The 20,776-nt window shown below is 61.9% G+C and carries 18 protein-coding genes; 10 read left to right on the forward strand and 8 right to left on the reverse strand.

The features are described from left to right. Positions 1-109: 109 nt before the first annotated feature. The 3 genes from Q0C28_RS14150 to Q0C28_RS14160 all read left to right on the forward strand — a co-directional run bounded on the left by Q0C28_RS14150 (position 110) and on the right by Q0C28_RS14160 (position 3,428). Positions 110-931 carry a glutathione S-transferase N-terminal domain-containing protein gene (locus Q0C28_RS14150; protein WP_293576781.1) on the forward strand — a complete coding sequence of 274 codons (822 nt, stop codon included), beginning with the start codon at positions 110-112 and terminating at the stop codon, positions 929-931. Next, positions 931-2,304: an L-serine ammonia-lyase gene (locus tag Q0C28_RS14155; protein WP_293576783.1), complete on the forward strand. Its 1,374-nt coding sequence runs from the start codon at positions 931-933 to the stop codon at positions 2,302-2,304. The genes Q0C28_RS14150 and Q0C28_RS14155 overlap by 1 nt, the downstream gene beginning before the upstream one ends. Before the next feature lie 134 nt (positions 2,305-2,438). Next, positions 2,439-3,428 (forward strand): DMT family transporter, encoded by a 990-nt coding sequence (locus Q0C28_RS14160; RefSeq protein WP_293576784.1) that lies wholly within the window; start codon positions 2,439-2,441, stop codon positions 3,426-3,428. A gap of 109 nt (positions 3,429-3,537) precedes the next feature. Here Q0C28_RS14160 and Q0C28_RS14165 read toward each other — a convergent pair whose 3' ends face one another. Further along, a complete protein-coding gene (locus Q0C28_RS14165) occupies positions 3,538-4,200 on the reverse strand; it encodes a thiamine diphosphokinase (RefSeq protein WP_293576785.1) in 663 nt (220 codons plus the stop codon). A 47-nt stretch (positions 4,201-4,247) separates the two neighbouring features. Here Q0C28_RS14165 and Q0C28_RS14170 point away from each other — a divergent pair, with 47 nt between their 5' ends. Further along, positions 4,248-6,770: a chemotaxis protein CheA gene (locus Q0C28_RS14170; protein WP_293576786.1), complete on the forward strand. Its 2,523-nt coding sequence runs from the start codon at positions 4,248-4,250 to the stop codon at positions 6,768-6,770. A 466-nt stretch (positions 6,771-7,236) separates the two neighbouring features. Here the strand turns inward: Q0C28_RS14170 and Q0C28_RS14175 are convergent, their stop codons facing one another. The 5 genes from Q0C28_RS14175 to nthA all read right to left on the reverse strand — a co-directional run bounded on the left by Q0C28_RS14175 (position 7,237) and on the right by nthA (position 11,715). Further along, the gene (locus Q0C28_RS14175) at positions 7,237-7,482 is read right to left on the reverse strand and encodes a DUF2842 domain-containing protein (protein WP_293576787.1); all 246 of its coding nucleotides are present in this window, start codon (positions 7,480-7,482) and stop codon (positions 7,237-7,239) included. Continuing rightward, entirely contained in the window at positions 7,482-8,795 is a 1,314-nt protein-coding gene (locus tag Q0C28_RS14180; protein WP_293576788.1) for an adenylosuccinate synthase, read from the reverse strand. The genes Q0C28_RS14175 and Q0C28_RS14180 overlap by 1 nt, the downstream gene beginning before the upstream one ends. 1,088 nt (positions 8,796-9,883) lie before the next feature. After that, positions 9,884-10,255 (reverse strand): nitrile hydratase accessory protein, encoded by a 372-nt coding sequence (locus Q0C28_RS14185; protein WP_293576832.1) that lies wholly within the window; start codon positions 10,253-10,255, stop codon positions 9,884-9,886. A 93-nt stretch (positions 10,256-10,348) separates the two neighbouring features. Then, positions 10,349-11,092 carry a nitrile hydratase subunit beta gene (gene nthB, locus Q0C28_RS14190; RefSeq protein ID WP_293576789.1) on the reverse strand — a complete coding sequence of 248 codons (744 nt, stop codon included), beginning with the start codon at positions 11,090-11,092 and terminating at the stop codon, positions 10,349-10,351. Continuing rightward, the gene (gene nthA, locus Q0C28_RS14195) at positions 11,089-11,715 is read right to left on the reverse strand and encodes a nitrile hydratase subunit alpha (RefSeq protein WP_293576791.1); all 627 of its coding nucleotides are present in this window, start codon (positions 11,713-11,715) and stop codon (positions 11,089-11,091) included. The genes nthB and nthA overlap by 4 nt, the downstream gene beginning before the upstream one ends. 434 nt (positions 11,716-12,149) lie before the next feature. Between nthA and secG the strand changes: the two genes are divergently transcribed. Both secG and Q0C28_RS14205 read left to right on the forward strand, forming a co-directional pair. Beyond that, positions 12,150-12,512 carry a preprotein translocase subunit SecG gene (secG, locus tag Q0C28_RS14200; protein WP_293576792.1) on the forward strand — a complete coding sequence of 121 codons (363 nt, stop codon included), beginning with the start codon at positions 12,150-12,152 and terminating at the stop codon, positions 12,510-12,512. A 271-nt stretch (positions 12,513-12,783) separates the two neighbouring features. Then, complete coding sequence (locus Q0C28_RS14205) at positions 12,784-14,427, forward strand: CTP synthase (RefSeq protein ID WP_293576833.1); 1,644 nt, start codon at positions 12,784-12,786, stop codon at positions 14,425-14,427. Positions 14,428-14,499: 72 nt separating this feature from the next. Here the strand turns inward: Q0C28_RS14205 and Q0C28_RS14210 are convergent, their stop codons facing one another. Further along, on the reverse strand, positions 14,500-15,399 hold the full coding sequence (locus Q0C28_RS14210; RefSeq protein ID WP_293576793.1) for a LysR family transcriptional regulator: 900 nt from the start codon (positions 15,397-15,399) through the stop codon (positions 14,500-14,502). A gap of 102 nt (positions 15,400-15,501) precedes the next feature. On the opposite strand from Q0C28_RS14210, the gene Q0C28_RS14215 reads away from it, so the two are divergent. From Q0C28_RS14215 to Q0C28_RS14225, 3 genes are all read left to right on the forward strand, one after another. Continuing rightward, positions 15,502-16,161: a peptidase gene (locus Q0C28_RS14215; protein ID WP_293576794.1), complete on the forward strand. Its 660-nt coding sequence runs from the start codon at positions 15,502-15,504 to the stop codon at positions 16,159-16,161. Beyond that, on the forward strand, positions 16,158-17,159 hold the full coding sequence (locus Q0C28_RS14220) for a sterol desaturase family protein (RefSeq protein WP_293576795.1): 1,002 nt from the start codon (positions 16,158-16,160) through the stop codon (positions 17,157-17,159). The genes Q0C28_RS14215 and Q0C28_RS14220 overlap by 4 nt, the downstream gene beginning before the upstream one ends. A 294-nt stretch (positions 17,160-17,453) precedes the next feature. Then, positions 17,454-18,356 carry a fructose bisphosphate aldolase gene (locus Q0C28_RS14225; protein WP_293576796.1) on the forward strand — a complete coding sequence of 301 codons (903 nt, stop codon included), beginning with the start codon at positions 17,454-17,456 and terminating at the stop codon, positions 18,354-18,356. A 101-nt stretch (positions 18,357-18,457) separates the two neighbouring features. On the opposite strand, the gene Q0C28_RS14230 is transcribed toward Q0C28_RS14225, so the two are convergent. Further along, entirely contained in the window at positions 18,458-19,240 is a 783-nt protein-coding gene (locus Q0C28_RS14230) for a crotonase/enoyl-CoA hydratase family protein (protein ID WP_293576797.1), read from the reverse strand. A gap of 360 nt (positions 19,241-19,600) precedes the next feature. Between Q0C28_RS14230 and Q0C28_RS14235 the strand changes: the two genes are divergently transcribed. Further along, a complete protein-coding gene (locus tag Q0C28_RS14235) occupies positions 19,601-20,713 on the forward strand; it encodes a pyridoxal phosphate-dependent aminotransferase (protein WP_293576798.1) in 1,113 nt (370 codons plus the stop codon). Positions 20,714-20,776 lie beyond the last annotated feature (63 nt).

The raw sequence follows: 20,776 nt of genomic DNA on the forward strand, positions 1-20,776 counted from the left end.
CCTGCAAACCCCGCCCCGGAAAACCTGCAAAAAGAATGCGTGTTTCCTATTGGAAACGTCGGAAACGAACGTTACCTGCCACTGCATAACCCTCTAAACTGGGCGCACGATGACAGACTATTGCTTGCACTACGCTCCCGACAACGCATCGCTGGTGATCCGGCTGGCGTTGAACGAGATGGGCCTGCCCTACCGGACCGCTCTGGTAGACCGCCGTGCAGGCGCTCAGCACAGTGCTGCCTACCGCGCGTTGAACCCGGCAGGGTTGATCCCGGTTCTGGAAACGCCGGACGGGCCGATTTTCGAAACCGCTGCAATTCTGCTGTGGCTGGCGGACCGGCACCCTGCCGCGGGGCTGTTTCCAACACCCGACAGCCCGCAGCGCGCGACCGCTCTGAAATGGCTGTTTCATCTGTCAAACACCGTGCATGCGGATCTGCGTATTCTGTTTTATCCAGACAAATACATCCCCACCGAAGCGGTCCCAGCCGCGCACATCCCAAACGCACCGGAGGAGGCCGCAATCACGGCCTGCGCCGCGTTGCAGGACGGGATCAAGACACGCCTGATGCAGCATCTGGAGAGGTTCGATCAAGCAGCAGCCGCCGAGCCAAGCCTGCTATGGCACGGCAATTCAGATGCAAACCCAGATCCAAACCCTGATACCAAAACCAATACGGCCGATGGCAGCGCAGGCCAGCCCACACTGCTGACGCTTTATGTGGCCTGCATGATGCGCTGGATGGCGCTCTACCCAACTGACCGGGATCGCAGCTGGCTCGATCTCGGTGCCACGCCCTGCCTGGCCACCGCCCTGTCCCGTCTGGAACGCCGCGACAGCGCCATATCTGCCGCCGATGCCGAAGGTCTCGGCCCCGCACCTTTCACACAGCCCTGCTACGCAAATCCCTCAGAAGGATCAGCCACGTAATGTTCCTCTCCGTTTTTGACATGTTCAAAGTGGGCATTGGCCCATCGTCTTCTCACACCATGGGCCCGATGGTGGCCGCGGCGCGTTTTCTCGATATGATGCGGGCCTCGCCATTTGAATTCCACGGCCTGCGCGCCTCGCTGCATGGCTCGCTGGCCTTCACAGGTGTTGGCCACGCCACCGATCGCGCGACCATTCTGGGGCTCGGTGGGTTTGTGCCGGACGACTATGATGACGACAAGGCAGAGGCGTTTCTGGCAGAGCTGAACAAAACCCACCGGATGCAGCCCGAGGGTCTGGGAGAGCTGCAGTTCGACCCAAAAACCGATATGATTTTTGACTATGATCATGCGCTGACCGGACACGCCAATGGCATGATCCTGATGGCCACCGATGCCCAAGGCGATGTGATCTTGCGGCAGGTGTTTTATTCCATCGGCGGCGGCTTTGTCGTCACCGAGGAAGAACTGGCTGCGGGCAAGGCCACTGACGAAGGCGATCCGGTGCCTTTCCCCTTCAAATCGGCCACCGAAATGCTGGAGATGTCACGCGCCAGCGGCAAATCCGTCGCCGAGATGAAGCGCGCCAATGAAATCGCCCGCGGCTGCCCCGAAAGCCTGGCCAAAGGCACCGCGCGCATCTGGCAGGTGATGAACGACTGCATCAACCGTGGCCTGACCCGCGATGGCATCCTGCCTGGCGGTCTGAATGTCCGTCGCCGCGCCAAAGGGATCTATGACGAATTGATGGCCGAACGCGGCATGAACCTCACCGCGCCCCACACCATCAACGACTGGATGAGCGTCTACGCCATGGCCGTGAACGAGGAAAACGCCGCGGGCGGCCAGGTGGTGACAGCCCCGACCAATGGCGCAGCAGGCACCCTGCCTGCGGTGATCCGCTATTATCTCGACCATGTGCCGGGCGCCTCCGAAAGCCATGTCGAAGACTTCCTGCTGACCGCCGCGGCCATTGCCGGTTTGGTGAAATACAACGCATCCATCTCTGGTGCCGAAGCAGGCTGCCAGGCAGAGGTCGGCTCTGCCGCGGCCATGTCCGCCGCTGGTCTGTGCGCAGTGATGGGCGGCACGCCGGAACAGGTGGAAAACGCCGCAGAAATCGCACTGGAGCATCATCTCGGCATGACCTGCGATCCCGTCAAAGGGCTGGTGCAGGTGCCCTGCATCGAACGCAACGGCCTTGCCGCCATCAAAGCCGTGTCTGCCGCCTCCCTGGCGCTGCGCGGCGATGGCCAGCATTTCGTGCCGCTGGATGCCTGCATTGAAACCATGCGCCAGACCGGTGCGGACATGCACGACAAATACAAAGAGACCTCGCTGGGCGGCCTCGCGGTCAACGTCCCGAACTGCTGAACGCAGCTCTCGCGTCTCTCTCGGGCCGTGCCGCAGAACGGTGCGGCAGCCCTCTCGTGGCAGCCGCGGTTCTAACGCCGCGGCCACCGCAACGCCCGCTTGCATCACCGCCGCCGCGACTCTAGCGTGGCGGGATGACACATGACCGCCCCTCTCTCGGCATTCTCCTGATGCTGGGCTTCTGCATCACCGCGCCCATGGGGGATGCGGTGGCAAAGCTCCTGGGGGCGCATATCCCGCTTGGACAACTGCTGTTAGTGCGTTTTGCGGCGCAGGTCCTGCTGTTGGCCCCGCTCATTTTCGCTACCGGCCGCATCTGGCGCATGAGGGGCCGGGTCCTGCGCCTCACCATGGTGCGCACGCTGCTGCATGTGATCGGCATTGCGGCCATGTTCACCGGGCTGAAATACCTGCCCCTGGCCGATGCGGTGGCCATCGCCTTTGTGATGCCCTTCATCATGCTGTTGATGGGCAAATATGTGCTCGCAGAAGAGGTCGGCCTGCGGCGGCTCATGGCCTGTGTGGTGGGCTTTGCGGGCACCCTGCTGGTGATCCAACCCAGTTTTGTGGCCGTCGGCTGGCCCGCGCTGTGGCCGCTGGTGGTGGCGGTTGTCTTTGCCCTGTTCATGCTGGTCACCCGGCAGATCGCCAAGGAAACCGATCCCGTCTCCCTTCAGGCCGTGTCCGGCACCATGGCCTGCGCGGTCCTATTGCCGCTGATCCTGTTGGGGAATTGGCAGCCGGGAGACGGGTTGCACAGCCCGATCTTTGATCTGGTCACCCCAACGGCCACGCAATGGATGCTGCTGGCAGCCATCGGCCTGCTGGGCACCGCCGCTCATCTGCTGATGACCTGGAGCCTGCGTTTTGCGCCAGCCGCAACTCTGGCCTCCATGCAATATCTGGAGATTCCGATTGCGGCGATCATCGGCTGGTGGATCTTTGGCGATCTGCCCAACGCGCTGGCCGCACTGGGGATCGTGATCACCGTGGCGGCAGGGCTGTTTGTGATCCTGCGCGAACACCGCCAGCAAAAGGCGATGCCTGCGCCCGTCAGCACGCCCCTCGCTGATCCAGATCTCGCGCGCCCAGCCCCGACCGAGGCGGAGCGCCAAGCCCTCTGAGGCCCTTACCCGAGCCACAGCACACGACCGCGGGTGCAGATTGCCGCGAGGAAATCGTCAGTCAGCTTCGCCGCATCAGATCTACTGTATCAAGTTCACCGTATCAAACTTACTGCGACCAGAGCGCCGCGACCACCTGCTCCAGACGCGCCCGCGGCACCATCGCCAAAAGCCCCGGTCCCTCCATCTCCAACCGCAGCGGGCCAAGCGCCCGGTTCGATGTGCCGATACGACCCAAAGGATCCAGCTCCAGCCCATCAATGGGCCATTCCAACCCGACAGATCGCCCGCGCACCCGCTGCATCGGAAACAGCGAAACAATCTCACCCGCCGTCAGCGGCAGGCTGAGCGTTTCCGGCACATGAAACACCACCTCGTTTGCCCCCAACAACACGCAGGGGCTGGGATGGCGCTGCATCAGAATCGACAGCGCCGCAAGCTGATGGTCCAACCGCGCGCCCAGAAACCCGATGCCCACCACCACCGGTGCCCGGATCATCCGCAGCGCCTTGTCGAAATCGGTGGTGGTCTGTTCGCGCAGATGATGCAGCTGCTCCGCAGGCAACTGCGCCCGCACCGAGGCCTCCAGCGAATCCAGATCGCCAATCACCGCATCCGGCATATGACCCGCCGCCAGCGCATGCGCCGCACCGCCATCCGCCGCCACAAGAGACGGGGCAACCGCCCGGGCCGCCGCAAAATCCCCGGCAGAGAGCGCACCCGCCCCCACCAGCGTCACAGGGGAATCCCGTTCAACAATCACGTTTGTCATGGCGAATTACTCGCAGAAAAGGAAACAGACCACAATCTGGACACAAAATGATACGATCTATTGCACGGATTCGGGCAGAATTTGACCCTCTACCGCCCGAGGGTGGCGGGACCGACTTTGGCAAGGACACCTATCCGATGGTACAGAACAACAAGGTTTTGACAGTTTCCTACGGGACTTTCTCCTGCACGTTGGAAGGGTTCGACGATTCGTTCGGCACGATGAAGGCCATTGCGGAGTATTTTCGCGATCTCGCCTCGGATGATCGCTATTTTGGCGCGGAACCGCCACAGCCGGACGCCGATATGTTGGCGCGCATCGCGCAAAAGGAAATCGCCCGCCAGGTTGAGGCCCGCACCAGTGATGAAGGCATACATCTGCGCGCTGCCACCACCCTGCCCGCGCCGCAACCCGCTGCCGCTGCGATGGATACGACCGCCGACGCGCCCGCAGCTGTTCAGACGCCCGCAGCAGAGCCCGTACCTGCCGCAGACCCCGTGCTCGAAGCAGATCCTGCTCCCGCCGCCACGCCATCAGCGCCGCAGCCTGAAATCATCAAGGCCGAGCCCATCAAGGCCGACATCACGCAGGCCGAGGATGTCACCACCCAGGATACCGCGGCGCAAGACGCAGTGGTTCAGAACACAAAACCTGCCGTCAGCGCCGACAGCATCGCCGCCAAACTGCGCCGCATTCGCGCAGTCGTGGCGCAGACCCCGGCAGAGGAATTCACCGAAGATCAGCACGCCGACGCGCTGCGCCAAACCGCCAATGCTGCAACAACAGACACAGCCCCTGTAGAAGCGGCACCTGTGGACGGCACCACAGTTGACAACCTGACAGTGGACAGCGCCATCGCTGATATTCAATCCGCGCTCGCCGCAGATGACGCGGTTGCCGCCGATGCCCCGGATCTGGCGGGAGAAGCACTGGAACATGATGATCTGACCGGCGACATCCTGGATGAAACCGATGACGCCATCGCGGATGCTCTGGACCGCATCGACGCCCAGGTTGACCAGGTTGAGCAGGTTGACCAGGGCGAACCGGCAGCACAGGACCCCGCAGCAATCACAGCGAGCATGAACACCCCAGCAGAGGCCGAGGCGTTCTTTGCACACAGCGATAGTGTGGACAGTGAGATCGATGCAGGCGACAGCGATGACGTCGCCGATGACTCTATCGGCGGCACCGAAGCCGCCCCAGCCCCCCGCCGCACTGCGCGCATCGCCCGGGTCAAACGCCGCGATCTCGAAGCGGCGCTGGCCAGCGGCACCCTGGAAGAGGTCGAAACACCAGACCCCATCGCGGCCGATGCAATCGTAACAGACGCCAGTGACGACACCGAAGCCACCGCAGCCGAGGTCGCCGAAGCACCGCAGTCTGATCGCGCGCGTCCCGCTGCCGCCAAACGCGCAGAGGCCAAACACGCAGGGCTGGAGCCCGACAACAACAGCAGCCTCTCCGAGGAGGACGAAGCCGACCTGCTCGCAGAACTGGCCGCGGTCGAGGCCGAGTTGCTGGGCACAGATGGCGAGACCGACGGCCTTGATGACATCACTGCCGGAGATGCGGACCAGCACGACATTGATCTGGACGAGATGGATCTGGGCGCGATGGATCTGGGCGACAGCGATGCGCAGGATGATCTCACCACCGATATCGACGCCATTCTGAACACCGATCTGACCGACAAAACACCAGAGCGGCCCGCCGCTCCGCTGGACCTCGGCGCCGTGGCAACCCGCGTGGACGCCGACCCCGCAGCGGACGCAGATGCACCATCGCAGCAGACCACAGACCGCAGCGCGCGCAAATCACAGGCCCAGAAGAAACAGGCTCAGGTCAGCGACACCGCCGACAGTGATATCGCCCGTTTGATGGCCGCCACCGACGCCAAACTGGAAGACCCCGAAACCAGCAGCCAGCGGGAAACCTACAGCCAGCTGCGCGCCGTGATGGCGGCCGCCTCTGCGGAAAAATCCGCCGGTGGCTCGATGGAACAGGAAGACGCCTCCCAGGTGTATCGCGATGATCTCGCCAGTGTTGTGCGGCCCCGCCGCCCGAGCGGCGCCAAAGAAACCAGCCGCCGCCCAGAGCCCACAGCCCGCGCAGCGGACGCCCCCCGTATCTCCCGCCCCGCGCCATTGAAACTGGTGCAGGAACAGCGGATCAATGATGACGCGCCTGCGGATTCGGCCGCTGCAGCCTCGGCACCGGTTCGCCCCCGCCGGGTGTCTGCCGCGCTGCTGGAGGATGCGGCACCACAGGCCGGTGGCAATGATGGTGGCTTTGCCGCCTATGCCGCCGACAGTGGTGCAGTGGAACTGGCCGAACTGCTGGAGGCCGCGGCCGCCTATATGAGCTTTGTGGAAGGGCGCGATCACTTCTCGCGGCCACAGCTGATGAACAAGGTGCGCGGCGTGGATGGCACGGATTTCAACCGCGAGGACGGTCTGCGCAGCTTTGGCCAATTGCTGCGCGACGGCAAGATCGAGCGCGCCGACAATGGCCGCTTTACCGCCTCCGGCCAGATCGGTTTCCAACCCGGAGATCGCGCAGCAGGCTGACGCACCACGCATATCAGCGGGCGCATCGCCGCCCACCCGGCACTGCAACGCGCTTGGCAAGCCTGACACCCCTCGTGCGAACGAGTGGGGCATTTGTCATGTCAGAGCTTCGGCGCACAAGCTCTTGTTTCGCTTACCCAAAAATAGCGTAAGCACAAAAACGAAAAAGGGCACCTACCCCGGTGCCCTCTATCGCATCATCATGTCGCTCTGGATCACATCAGTCTGGATCGCGCTGCTTTGTAGTCTGGACCCGCAAAACCCATGGACACACAAAACCCATGGTTCAGCCTGACGGGCCTGTCATCTTTCCCAAAATACTCCGGGGTGAATTGACCCTTGGGTCAAGAGGGGCAGCGCCCCTCCCACCACGTCTGATCAACATGACAGATCATCAGACCCCAGCTTAATCCCGCAGATCAACCCCAAGGCCAAATCACTCGTAAGGCCTTGACGGCAGAACAAATCAGCCCTGCCCTGCGTCCGGATCATCGGGATCTGCCTTGCCCACACCGCGGAAGACAAATTTGAACGGCACGATCCACAACACGCCAAGCAGCACGTAGACAACCAGCTCCACCAACAGGGAGGGGCGATCCAGCCAGCTGATCACATTCACCGCCAACACGACATAGGCGGGCATGCCGATCAGCAGGATCACAAGAGCCCAGCGCCGCCGGGCCTTGTAGCTCATCTGTGGACGCTCAGCCATCAGTCAGCAAACGGGTCGGTCACCAGAATGGTGTCGTCCCGCTCCGGGCTTGTCGACAACAGCGCGACCTGGCATTCGATCAGCTCTTCGACGCGTTTGACATATTTAATGGCATTGGCCGGCAGGTCGTTCCAGCTGCGCGCGCCCTCGGTGCTTTCGCTCCAACCCGGCATCTCTTCGTAGATCGGGGTGCAGCGCGCCTGCGCGTCGGCAGCCGTCGGCAGGTAATCCAGCCGCTCGCCATCCAGATCATAGCCGACGCAGATCTTCAGGGTTTCAAACCCGTCCAGAACGTCCAGCTTGGTCAACGAAATGCCGGTGATGCCGGAGGTCGCACAGGTCTGGCGCACCAGGCAGGCGTCAAACCAGCCACAGCGACGCTGACGGCCAGTGGTGGTGCCAAACTCATGGCCGCGGGTGCCCAGACGTTCGCCATCCGCATCCGGCGTGCCGTCTGCGTTCAACAACTCGGTCGGGAACGGGCCCTCACCCACACGGGTGGTATAGGCTTTGACGATGCCCAGCACATAGTCGATGGAGCCCGGACCAATGCCAACACCCGTCGCCGCCTGACCGGCGATCACATTGGACGAGGTGACAAAGGGATAGGTGCCGAAATCGATATCCAGCAGAGCGCCCTGCGCGCCTTCGAACAGGATCCGTTTGCCCGCTTTGCGCTTTTCGTTGAGTACTTTCCAAACCGGCGCGGCAAAAGGCAGGATCTCTTTGGCAATGTCCTGCAGCTGCGCGATCAGCGCGTCGCGATCAACTGCTTCGATGCCCAGACCCTTGCGCAGCGGATCATGGTGCTGCAGCGCACGATCGACACGCGCCACCAGGGTCGCCTCATCCGCCAGGTCTGCCACGCGGATCGCGCGACGGCCGACTTTGTCCTCATAGGCTGGGCCAATGCCACGGCCGGTGGTGCCGATCTTGGTGCCTTTGGATGCGGCTTCCTCGCGGGCGCGGTCCAGCTCGCCGTGCAGCGGCAGGATCAGCGGCGTGTTTTCTGCAATCATCAGAGTCTGCGGGGAAATCTCCACGCCTTGCGCGCGCACGGTTTCGATTTCTTTCACCAGATGCCAGGGATCCAGCACCACGCCATTGCCGATCACGGACAGTTTGCCACCGCGCACCACGCCAGAGGGCAACGCATGCAGCTTGTAGACCTTGCTGTCGATCACCAATGTATGGCCGGCATTATGGCCGCCCTGGAATCGGGCGATGACATCAGCACGCTCGCTGAGCCAGTCCACGATTTTCCCTTTACCTTCGTCACCCCATTGGGCGCCGACTACCACGACATTGGCCATCTCAGGTCCTTTGCATGCTGGTTTGAATGTGTTTGGATAAAACCAGAGCCCCGTATAACGAGGCTCTGGCGACAGTGGAACCGATTTTTCGCCGCACCCTGTGCAGGGGGCCTGTTTTCTCGCGCATATAGCTCCGCAACACGCGCAAATCCCTGCAAGAGGCGCACAGCCTCCTCAAAAGCCCGTCAAAGGCTCGTCAAAGGCCCGTCAAAAGCCTAGGTTGGTCACCGAGTGGCTGGCGTCCCAAGTCGGGTACCACTGTTTCTACGCCACGCAAAACACCACTGCCGCCAATGCTGACACCCTGGACACCCACGACAACCGCGCAGAGGGCTCTGACGACTCAGATTGCATATTGGGGCCAGACACAGGGTGATACAGGGACAGATACAGGAACAAACACAGAGACGAACACAGGGATAAACACAGGGACAAACGGGGATCAGATGACGCAGGCGATGTTGGTCATGCAACTGCACTGGCACTTACGAAACCCATAGAAAACAAACACTTTGCCCCGTTGCACGCAACCGTGCGCATCCTTCACCGCGCGCTTAGAAAATTCTGTCATTCTGTCCAAAGATCGATCTCACGACCGCAGGTCCGGGCCACTTAACCCGGACAGGCTCATCAAAAGACTACGGCACGACGATAGGCCCACCCGACCGGATCGCTATGATCCCAGGTCACTGAACGACCCAGGTGACAGAACAAGTGATAGAATAAGGTCACCGATTGACCCAGAAAGAGGTCCACAGCTGGACCAACGAGGTCATTAAAAGAGGTCACAAAAATGGGTGGGGCATATCGGGATATCCTGATGGCGCAGATCCCGCGCGGATCTGTACCTCTTTGCTAACAGCGGCGCCGCTGGCTTTTGCCGGTGACTTATCCGCCTCGCGCTGGCCCGTTTCAAACTAGTCCGTCTCAGACTGGGCACCCAATCCAGAGCGGGCAATCACAACCCACCGATGATCGCAGATCGTCGGGCACCAAAAAGAAATCCGGACAGGCGTCCTTACCCCAGCTCCATCCGTTGGGTGCGCCCTAACGCGCGCAATTGCACCCGCGCGGCGGTGCCGACCGGATCACTCCGCTTCGTGCGATGCACCGACGGATGTGGCGGCAGAGGCCGCGACCAGATCAGCGGGCAGATGCACTTGCGCGCCATGGGGCGTTGCCAGATAGGCGGCCGCCCAATGGGCGGTCATGTCCTTGGCATCCTGCGCAGCAACACGGCCCTGATCCGCCAAAAGCGTTTCCAGCGTTTCCAACCAGGCGAGAAAATAATCCTCTCCCCCGTTCAACTCTTTTGCCAGACCATGATGGCGCAGTTGCGCCGAAAACCGTGCCACCCAGTCGGACCAGGAAACGGCACCGCTTTCGTTCAGATGCACGGTCAGGGCAAACAGCTGCGCATGCCAGGGCTGCTCGAACACGGGTTCTGGCCGGGCTGCCAGATCCGCGCCGCTCTGGTCGGTCTGTGTTTGATCCACCGCCTGCTCTGCCAGCGATGTGGTCTCCGCGGCCGTCATCATCCCGTCCCCATTCAATCAACCCGCATCTATTCGAACAGGCTCCAGATAGCCCTGCCACAGATCCAACACGACCTCATCACCCGGATGTTCCGGTGCCGCCCACAGCTCTGATGCGGCGAACGCCACCGCATAGAGCGGCTCTGGCGCCTCCCCCAGCCCATGGGCCGCGCTGTCAGGCAAAACATAGGTGCCGTGCACCCGCAGGATCCGGCCAGTTGCGCCAACGGCATAAGCTGGCAGCCGGGTGTGACCGCCATCCACAAACCTGTTGCCCGCCGGGCGCTGGCACCGCACCACATCGCCAGGGGCAAAGGCCACGGGCACACCACTGTCGCGCGCCGCTGGTCCGCCTTTGGCCAGGGTTGCGGCCACATCCGATGCCTTCAGCGCACGGGCAGCCAGCGGATGCGGAGCCGGATCACCTGCGCCCGTGCCTGCGCCATCATGCGCCGCAGCATCCCCCGTTGCCAGATCTTCAGTTGCCAGATCTTCCGGCGTCAGAACACCGGTCTCCACCAACAGCATCGCCAGACCGGCCATCCATTTCTCGTAGTAGGAAAACCGCGTGTAATCCTCTGGTGACAGACGTTCGCGGGCATGGCGCGAGGTGTCGATATTCCACTGCCCCAATGCCCCTGCCGCAAGGGTCACCGCCAGCGCGCGCCCCTGCCAATCCTGGGAAAACACCGGCGCATCTTCGGCAGCGGGCTGCACCGGGCCATCGCCGAATCGCCCCCCCATGTCATGCACCCGGCTCATGGCGCGACCTCCGCCGGGGGTGACAGGACAGCGGTTCCGATCATGCTGTCGCGACTGACCAAAGCGGCAAGCTGATCTTCGGACAGGCCCTCCGTGCCCTCAGGTCGCATCGGCAGCACGAGATAGCGCAGCTCTGCGGTGGAATCCCACACCCGCACCGCCGTGTCCTGCGGCAGCGAAACGCCGAAATCAGCCAGCACCTTGCGCGGCTCGCGCACCGCGCGGGCCCGGTAGGCATCCGATTTGTACCACGCAGGCGGCAAGCCCAGCAGCGGCCAGGGATAACAACTGCACAGGGTGCAAACGACCATATTGTGCAGCTCGGGTGTGTTTTCGACCACCACCACATGTTCCCCCTGCCGGCCGGAAAACCCCAGATCATCCAACAGCGGACCCGCATCCGCGAGCAGCTGCGCCTTGAACGCAGGATCAGACCAGGCGCGGGCCACCACCCGCGCACCATTGGCCGGACCCACCCGGTTTTGATAGGTGTCGATGATCTCATCCAATGCAGCTGGATCAATCAGGCCTTTGTTGGTGAGAATCGTTTCGAGGGCTTTGACACGCAGCGCAGGCACGGGCGGCAAAAGACTATGCGGGTGGTCGAGGTGATCATGTGGCATGCCTCATGCTGGCCGCCCGTGATGGCGCTGTCCAGTGATAACTCCGCGAGCCCGCCAGGCAGATGTCTCTCGCAACCCGGTAGCGAGGGCGTTGCAGGAGAAAGGACCGCAGGAGGTCGGCGCGCGCTACGGACTTGCGCGGCGGGCTGAAACACAGGCTGAATACGCAGGCGTAAAATGCTGGCGCAAAATACTGGCATAAAACACTGGTATAAAACACTGGCGTCGATCTGCGTGAAACAGTTGCAAAATTGCGTAAATTTCACGCCTTCCAGCAGGTCAGAGCAGCAAATCGCCGGGATTGCCAAGCGATCATGGTATCTGGGACACGCAGCGGCGGAGATTGGCCTGCCCAAGCGAAACTGAGCCCTTGCCCCCCGGCTCAATCTTGCCTATTTACCGCCCGATACTTAGCCACTCGCCGCAGGGTCCTAATGGAAAACGTTGTTCTCATCATCCATCTTCTTCTGGCCCTGGGGCTGATCGCAGTTGTTCTTCTGCAGCGCTCCGAAGGGGGCGGTCTGGGCATGGGCGGCGGCGGCGGTGGTGCCATGTCGGGCCGTTCTGCCGCGACAGCCATCACCAAACTGACCTGGCTGCTGGCGATCGCCTTTATCGCGACTTCGATCACTTTGACCATTCTGGCCGCTCAGAAATCCTCTGGCGCGTCGGTGGTTGATCAGCTTGGCGTTCCGTCCAGCGGATCGGATGGGGCCACGCCGACCTCCCCGCTGGGCAGCGATCTGCTGCCACCGGCGCAGGGCGACAACGCACCTTTGGTGCCCAGCCTGGACTAAGGCGCGCACCAGCGCAGGATACCGGGCCGCACAGATGGCCCGGATCGTGGCGCGAACCGATATCCAAACGCCGCTCAGGCGCAGACTGCCTGAGTGACGGATTCGCAAGGATCCACCAGACTTAGAAATAACAAAGCCAGCCGTAACAGCATCTTGCGGCTTGCTTGCGCATTTTGTGCGAATCTCTTATACCTTAAGTCCCGTGATGCAGCGGTTTTCTGCGACCGCCGGGCAGCTGAATTCTGACTTCTCACGGGGGCAGCCGACACATATGGCGCGTTTCATCTTCATTACTGGCGGTGTGGTTTCATCTCTGGGCAAAGGGCTGGCGTCTGCCGCTCTCGGGGCACTTTTGCAGGCGCGCGGCTATTCGGTCCGCCTGCGCAAACTGGACCCTTATCTCAACGTCGATCCGGGCACGATGAGCCCGTTTGAACACGGCGAAGTCTTTGTCACCGATGACGGGGCCGAGACCGACCTGGACCTGGGCCACTACGAGCGCTTCACCGGCGTGGCGGCCCGCAAAACCGATTCTGTGTCCTCTGGTCGGATCTATTCCAACGTGCTGGAAAAGGAACGTCGCGGCGACTACCTCGGCAAGACAATCCAGGTGATCCCGCATGTGACCAATGAAATCAAAGACTTCATCTCCATCGGCGAAGATGAGGTGGATTTCATGCTCTGCGAGATCGGCGGCACCGTCGGCGACATCGAGGGTCTGCCCTTCTTTGAAGCGATCCGCCAGTTCGCCAACGACAAGCCGCGTGGCGATTGCCTGTTCATGCATCTGACGCTGCTGCCCTACATCAAGGCCTCGGGCGAGTTGAAGACCAAGCCGACCCAGCACTCCGTGAAGGAACTGCGCTCCATCGGTCTGGCGCCCGACATCCTTGTGTGCCGCTCCGAAGGTCCGATCCCCGCGAAAGAGCGCGAAAAACTGGCCCTGTTCTGCAACGTGCGTGCAGACAGCGTGATTGCGGCGCAGGATCTGAAATCCATCTATGAGGCCCCTCTGGCGTATCACCGTGAAGGTCTGGACCAGGCCGTGCTTGATGCCTTTGGCATCACCCCTGCGCCCAAACCCAAGCTGAAGCGCTGGGAAGATGTGGCCGATGGGATCTACAACCCCGAAGGCGAAGTCAAAGTTGCCATTGTCGGCAAATACACCCAGCTGGAAGATGCCTATAAATCCATCGCCGAGGCGCTGACCCATGGGGGCATGGCCAACCGGGTGAAGGTGCGGATCGAATGGGTCGATGCGGAGCTGTTCGACAAAGAGGACGCCGCCCCCTACCTGCAGGGCTACAACGCCATTCTGGTGCCCGGCGGCTTTGGCGAACGCGGCACCGAAGGCAAGATCAAGGCAGCGCAATACGCCCGCGAACAGGGTCTGCCCTATCTCGGGATTTGCCTGGGCATGCAGATGGCCGTGATCGAAGCGGCGCGCAATGTTGCGGGCATCACCGAAGCGGGCTCGGAAGAATTCGACCATGAAGCGGGCAAAAAACGCTTCGAGCCGGTGGTCTACCACCTGAAGGAATGGGTGCAGGGCAACCACACCGTGGCGCGCACCGTTGGTGACGACAAAGGCGGCACCATGCGTCTGGGCGCGTATAACGCCACCCTGACCGAAGGCTCCGCCGTGGCGCGGATCTATGGCACCACCCAGATCGAAGAGCGTCATCGCCACCGCTATGAGGTGGACACCAAATACCGCGATCAGCTGGAGAAATGCGGCCTCCAGTTCTCCGGCATGTCGCCAGATGGGCGTTTGCCTGAAATCGTCGAGTGGAAAGACCACCCGTGGTTCATCGGTGTGCAGTTCCACCCCGAACTGAAATCCAAACCCTTTGATCCGCATCCGCTGTTCAAGGATTTCGTCCGCGCCGCCAAGGACGCCTCGCGTCTGGTGTGATCTGCGGATCGATTTAGTCATTTCAAAAGGCAGGCCATCGGGTCTGCCTTTTTTGCGGTTTGGGCGCGGGTCTCAGGCCGCGCCGATCAGATAGCTGCGCAAGCGTTGCAATGCGGGGTTTTTCGCCATCTCGGGCCGGTAGACAAGATAATAGCCGTAGTCCGGTCGCGACAGAGCCGGGCCCACGCGCTGCAGCCGGCCCTCCAGCACCATCTGATCCTCAAGCCCCCAGTAGCCGAGCCCGATGCCTTCGCCCGCGCAGATCATGTCCAACATCGCGGGATAGCTGGTCACCGTCTTCAGCCGCTGACCGGGCGCAAGACTGCGCCCTTCGCGGTCAAAAAACCGCGCCCAGGTGATCCAGCCCGCGTGATACGGATCGCCATGATCAAACAGGCAAGACGGATCTAGCGTCGCCAGCGGTGCCTCCGGATCGAACTCCGGGTGGCGCGCCAGAAACGCGGGGCTTGCCACCATCTGGCAGGTCTCCGTGAACAGCAGATCCTGGCTGTAGCCTGGGAAGTCTCCATTCCCAAATCGAATGGAAAGATCGATGCTTCGATCATCAAAGCTGCGGTAGTCATCGGCGGTGACAAAATTGATGGTGGCATTCGCGGCCGCCCGCATCGCCCCGATCCGGGGCATCAACCACAGATGGGTGATGCCAAACGAGGCGCCAATGCGCAGCTCATCATCCTTGCTGGCCACAACATCCTGCAGCCCAACCTCCAACCGGTCGAGCACGGTGGTCGCCAATGTGGCCAGTGTCTCACCCTCGGCGGTCAATTGGATCTGATTGCCCCGGCGCAGAAACAGCCGGGCCCCCACCCAATCCTCCAGCCGGGCGATATGGCGGGTGACCGCAGGCTGAGCCACCGACAAGGTCTCGGCAGCGCGGGTGAAACTGCCATATCTGGCGGCCGCTTCAAACGCGATCAATGCATTCATCGGCGGCAGTTTGCGGCGGGCCATGACAGCGCCTTTCATACAGAAAAGTTATGAAAGCATTCCACTATTTGCCGTCGCGGTAAAGCCCCGGGACAGGCAGAGTTTCGACCAACAGAGGAGGCCATCATGGACCAGGTTAAATTTACCCAGATGAAAGACGGCACCAAGGAAGAGTATGAATTCCTGACCGCCCATGAAATCGAATACACCAAAGGCACTGCCGACCGGCTGCTGCATGCGCTGGAGCATCTGGACGAGGGGCTGTCGGGCTACCAGATCACCCGCATGGGCCATTCGGTGCAATCCGCCACACGCGCCTGGCGCGACGGGGCCGACATCGACTGGGTCGTTGCGGCCCTGCTGCATGACATCGGCGATATCTTTGCGCCCTACAATCACGATGAATATGCCGCCACCATCCTGAAACCCTTTGTGCGCGAACAATGCCGCTGGTGCGTGGAAATCCATGGCGATTTCCAGATGCTGTATTACGGCCACCACCTGGAAGGGTTTGACCAGAACAAGCGTGACCGCCACCGCGGGCACCGGTATTTCGACGATTGCGCCACCTTCTGCGAGCGGTGGGATCAGGCCAGCTTTGACCCGAATTACGACACCCTGCCCCTGTCGTTCTTTGCGCCGATGGTGGCAGAGGTCTTTGCCCGCACGCCCTATGATCCGGCGGTGACGCAGGCGGCGGACCAACCGCTGCAGAACGCCGATGTGGCCGCCGCGCGCGCCAAAGCGCAGGCTCAATCCCAGAGCGATACAGAGGCCCCTCGATGAGCGATCAACCCCTGCTGCCCCCGCGCCCACCCCGCAAGGTGTGGAATTTCACCCCCAGCCTGCCGCTTCAGGTCGCACCCTATTGGGATTGGCCGCTGAAACCGCTGGCCTCCCTGCTCTACCTGCTGCGCAGTTGGAACCCGGTTGGCATGCGCTGTCTGTTTCTGCTGGCCGCGGCCATCACCTGGGCGTTTTTCACCCCCGACATCAGCCGCGCCGAAACCCTGGCACTGGATTGGATCGCAGAGGTCTGGCTGCGCAATTTCATCATCCTGTTCACTGTCGCGGGCGGGCTGCATCTGCTGTTGTGGCGCCTGAAGGTGCAGGGCGATGACACCCGCTATGACATGCGACCCATGATGACGGGCGCGCGGGCCTTTACCTTCAACGTGCAGGTCTGGGACAATATGCTGTGGTCCTTTGTGGCGATGCAGTTCTGGACCTTCTGGGAATGCGCCATGTGGTATGCCTATGCCAACGGCTATGCCACCATGATCACCTTTGACAGCAACCCCATCTGGTTTGTCACCTTGATCGTGTTGATCCCGATCTGGGCGGGGTTCTATTTCTACACCCATCACCGCCTGCTGCACATGGGGTTTCTCTACAAACACGTCCATTCCTGGCACCACCGCAATATCAACACCGGCCCCTGGTCGGGCCTTGCGATGCATCCGGTCGAGAGCTTCATCCTGATGACCGACACGCTGCTGTTTCTGCTGGTGCCTGCCCATCCGATCCATGTGATTTTCCTGCTGTTCCATCACGGCATCGGCGCGCCGACATCCCATGCCGGGTTTGAACAGGTGAAGGTGGGCAAATTGGGCGGTGTCGAGGTGGGCGATTTCTTCCACCAACTGCATCACCGGTTTTTCGATTGCAACTACGGCACGTTCGAGACGCCCTGGGACACGTGGTTTGGCACCTTCCACGACGGCACCGCCGCAGGCAACGACCTCGTCAAAGAACGCCGCCGCAAGATCTGGCAGAGCAAGTAAGCCCGCCTGACAAAAGGCGCAGCACAACGCTGCCCAGCAAAGGGCGACCAACACCGCCCTTTGCACACCCCGGCACGTTACACCAGGCCCCTAGCCCCCAGCGACTTACACCAGAGACGCGAAGGAAGGCCCTACACAAACACCTTGCATTGGGCTGCTGAAATCCGCCGCGCATAAATTTCTGGTTTTCCGAGAGACGTTAGCGCAACCATGGGTGTGGAGAGTTGTGTCCTTGCGAGCGGACAGTATAGACGGGGTCAGAACGTTATTCCCATCCAGCGGAGACCCGACCTCATGGCGCAAAACACCTCGACACAGACCGCACAGTTCGACCGTATCGCAAATGGCAAAGGCTTCATCGCTGCGCTGGATCAATCCGGCGGTTCGACCCCGAAGGCGCTGGCGCTTTATGGCGTGACCGAGGACGCCTACAGCAATGATGACGAGATGTTTGGCGAAATCCAGAAGATGCGCGCCCGCATCATCACCGCACCGGATTTCAGCAGCGACAAGATCCTCGGCGCGATCCTGTTTGAGAAAACCATGGATGCGGCCATCGAGGGTACGCCTGTGCCTGCGTATCTGTGGGACAAATGTGGGGTTGTGCCGTTCCTGAAGGTGGACAAAGGGCTGGCAGATGAAGCCGATGACGCCCAGATGATGAAGCCGATGCCAGATCTGGACGCGCTGCTGTCACGCGCTGCGACTGCCGGGATCTTTGGCACCAAAATGCGCTCTGTCGTGAAGGCCGCCAATGCAGCCGGGATCAAAGCGGTGGTGGATCAGCAGTTTGCCGTGGGTCGCCAGATCGCTGCAGCGGGCCTGTTGCCGATCATCGAACCAGAGGTCGACATCCACTCCGCCAGCAAGGCTGAGGCCGAAGCTCTGCTGAAGGCCGAGATCCTGGCGCAGCTTGATGCGCTGCCTGCGGACACCAAAGTGGCGCTGAAACTGACCATCCCGACTGAGGCTGGTCTTTATGATGCGCTGGCCGCTCATGACAACGTCGTGCGGGTTGTGGCGCTGTCTGGCGGCTACACCACCGATGATGCTTGCGCCAAGCTGACCGAGAACACCACCATGATCGCCTCTTTCAGCCGCGCGCTGACCGAAGGTCTGTCGGTCTCCATGAGCAACGATGAATATAACGCCGCTCTGGGCGCCAACATCGACAAGATCTATCGCGCCTCTATCTGAGGCCCGCCTGCCCGCAAAGCTGGGTGAGAGACATGAAAAAGAGCCGCGTCGGTCAGGTCCCGGCGCGGCTTTTTTCATTGCAGGGGTGGCTGACGCCGGCCTCAGTCGAACTTTGGGGCGCGTTTTTGCATCTGTGCGGCGACCACCTCCATCTGCTCGGGCTTGCCCAGCAAACTGGCCTGCAGACGGGATTCTTCGATCAGCACCTCTTCTCGTCCTGCGGTTTCGGCCCGCTCAATCAGCGCTTTGGCGGCGCGGATGGCGCGCGGGCTTTGTCCGGCAATTTTGGTGGCCAGCGCCTGCGCCCGCTCCAGCGGGTCGTCATCCAGTTCCGTCACCAGCCCCCAGTCCAGGGCCTGCAGCGCAGAGATCTCTTCGGCGGTATAGGTGAGCCGTCGCAGAACATCCGACCGCAGCAAGCGCGGCAGCAGCACCATGCCGCCCATATCCGGCAGCAGGCCCCATTTCATCTCCATGATCGACAGCCGCGCATCCGGCGCGCAGATCCGCATATCCGCCGCCAGAGCCAGCTGCAGCCCGCCGCCAAAGGCCACACCGTGAAGGGCCGCGATCACAGGCATCGGCAAGCGACGCCAGACCAGCGCCATTTCCTGCATTTCATTGGCGTCCTGATGGCTGCGCGTCATCAGCCAGTCGGTGGGGTCCTGCAGACCCATCTGGGCAAAGCTGGCCACATCAAGCCCGGCGCAAAAGGATTTACCCTCGCCCGACAGCACCACGGCGCGGGCCGGGCTGTCCAGCAGGCTGTGACCGGCGGCGATGATCTCGTCGACCATCTCCGGATCCAGCGCGTTCATCTTGTCGCCGCGGGTCAACGTCACATGGGCGATATGGTTTTCGATGGTTACTGAAACACGTGCCATTTGATGGTCCTTCCCTTGAGGTGCGCCCATGACTGATGGCGTTGGGGCCGCCTGCATGGGCCGGGGGCGGTTCTTTCGCTGCCCTCCAAATACCAAGAGACTGCCCGCGATCGGCACACCATGCCAGCCTGACGCAAGGGAAGATCGGCAGAACAGCCTCAGCACACGTGGCGATCAGGGGGGGGCGGGGGTGCATCCGTGGTGAGGCGCAGACCATTCCTGGGCTACTCGGAGAAGGTTCACAGAGGGCAATCAGGCAGGTGCCAGCCAAGTGCCCGCCAAGTGCCTGTCAGGTCAGCGAGCGTTCAGAAACCCGGTGAGGGCCTTGCCTGGGGCGGCACCATCACGTTATCTGCGGCCATGACACAGCCACGCTATACCCCGCTCGCCGAAACGCTGCCCGCCTCTGTGCCCTTCGTCGGGCCCGAAACGCAGGAACGCCAGCGCCGCGCCCCGTTTGAGGCCCGCCTTGGCGCGAATGAGAGCATCTTTGGCCCCTCGCCCAAGGCCATCGCCGCGATGCAGGCCTCGCTGGGGGATATCTGGCGCTATGGTGATCCCGAAAGCCACGATCTGCGTCAGGCGCTGGCGGCCCATCACCAGATTTCGATGGACAATGTTCTGGTGGGCGAAGGCATCGACGGATTGCTGGGCTATCTCGTGCGGCTGCTGGTGGGACCTGGGGATGCGGTGGTGACCTCGCTTGGGGCCTATCCGACCTTCAACTATCACGTGACGGGGTTTGGCGGCGTGCTGCACACCGTGCCCTACCGCGACGATCACGAAGACCCTGCCGCCCTGTTTGCAAAGGCCCGCGAGGTTGATGCCAAGCTGGTCTATCTGGCCAATCCGGACAATCCGATGGGCAGCTGGCACAGCGGCGCGGATCTGCTGGCGGCTTTGGATCATCTGCCCGCAGGCTGTCTGTTGGTGCTGGATGAGGCCTATATCGACTGCGCGCCTGCAGGCACCGCCCTGCCCATCGACATCAACGACCCGCGCGTGATCCGCACCCGCACCTTTTCCAAAGCCTATGGGCTGGCCGGGGCGCGGGTGGGGTATGTGCTGGGAGCGGCGGATCTGATTTCCGCCTTCAACAAGGTGCGCAACCATTTTGGTATGAACCGCAGCGCGCAGATCGGAGCCTGTGCCGCGCTGGAGGATCAGGATTGGCTGGCGCAGGTGGTGGCGCAGATCGACACCGCACGCGCGCGGATTGCCCAGATCGCCTGCGACAACGGGTTGAGCCCCCTGCCCTCTGCCACCAATTTCGTCGCCATTGATTGCGGCCGTGACGGGGCCTTTGCGGCTGAGGTCCTAAAGGCGCTGGTTGCGCGGGGGATCTTTGTGCGCATGCCTTTTGCGGCGCCACAAAACCGCTGCATCCGGGTCAGCTGTGGGCCTGAGGATCAGCTGCAGGCCTTCGCCGCGGCGCTACCCGAAGCACTGAAGGAGGCGCAGGCCAAGGCCTGACGCCCGCCTGCGCTGATCCAGAAGTTGATCCACACCCTGATCGCGACACTGATCAAGATCGGG

It is taken from the genome of Phaeobacter sp. (assembly GCF_022825805.1).
GTDB lineage: Bacteria > Pseudomonadota > Alphaproteobacteria > Rhodobacterales > Rhodobacteraceae > Phaeobacter.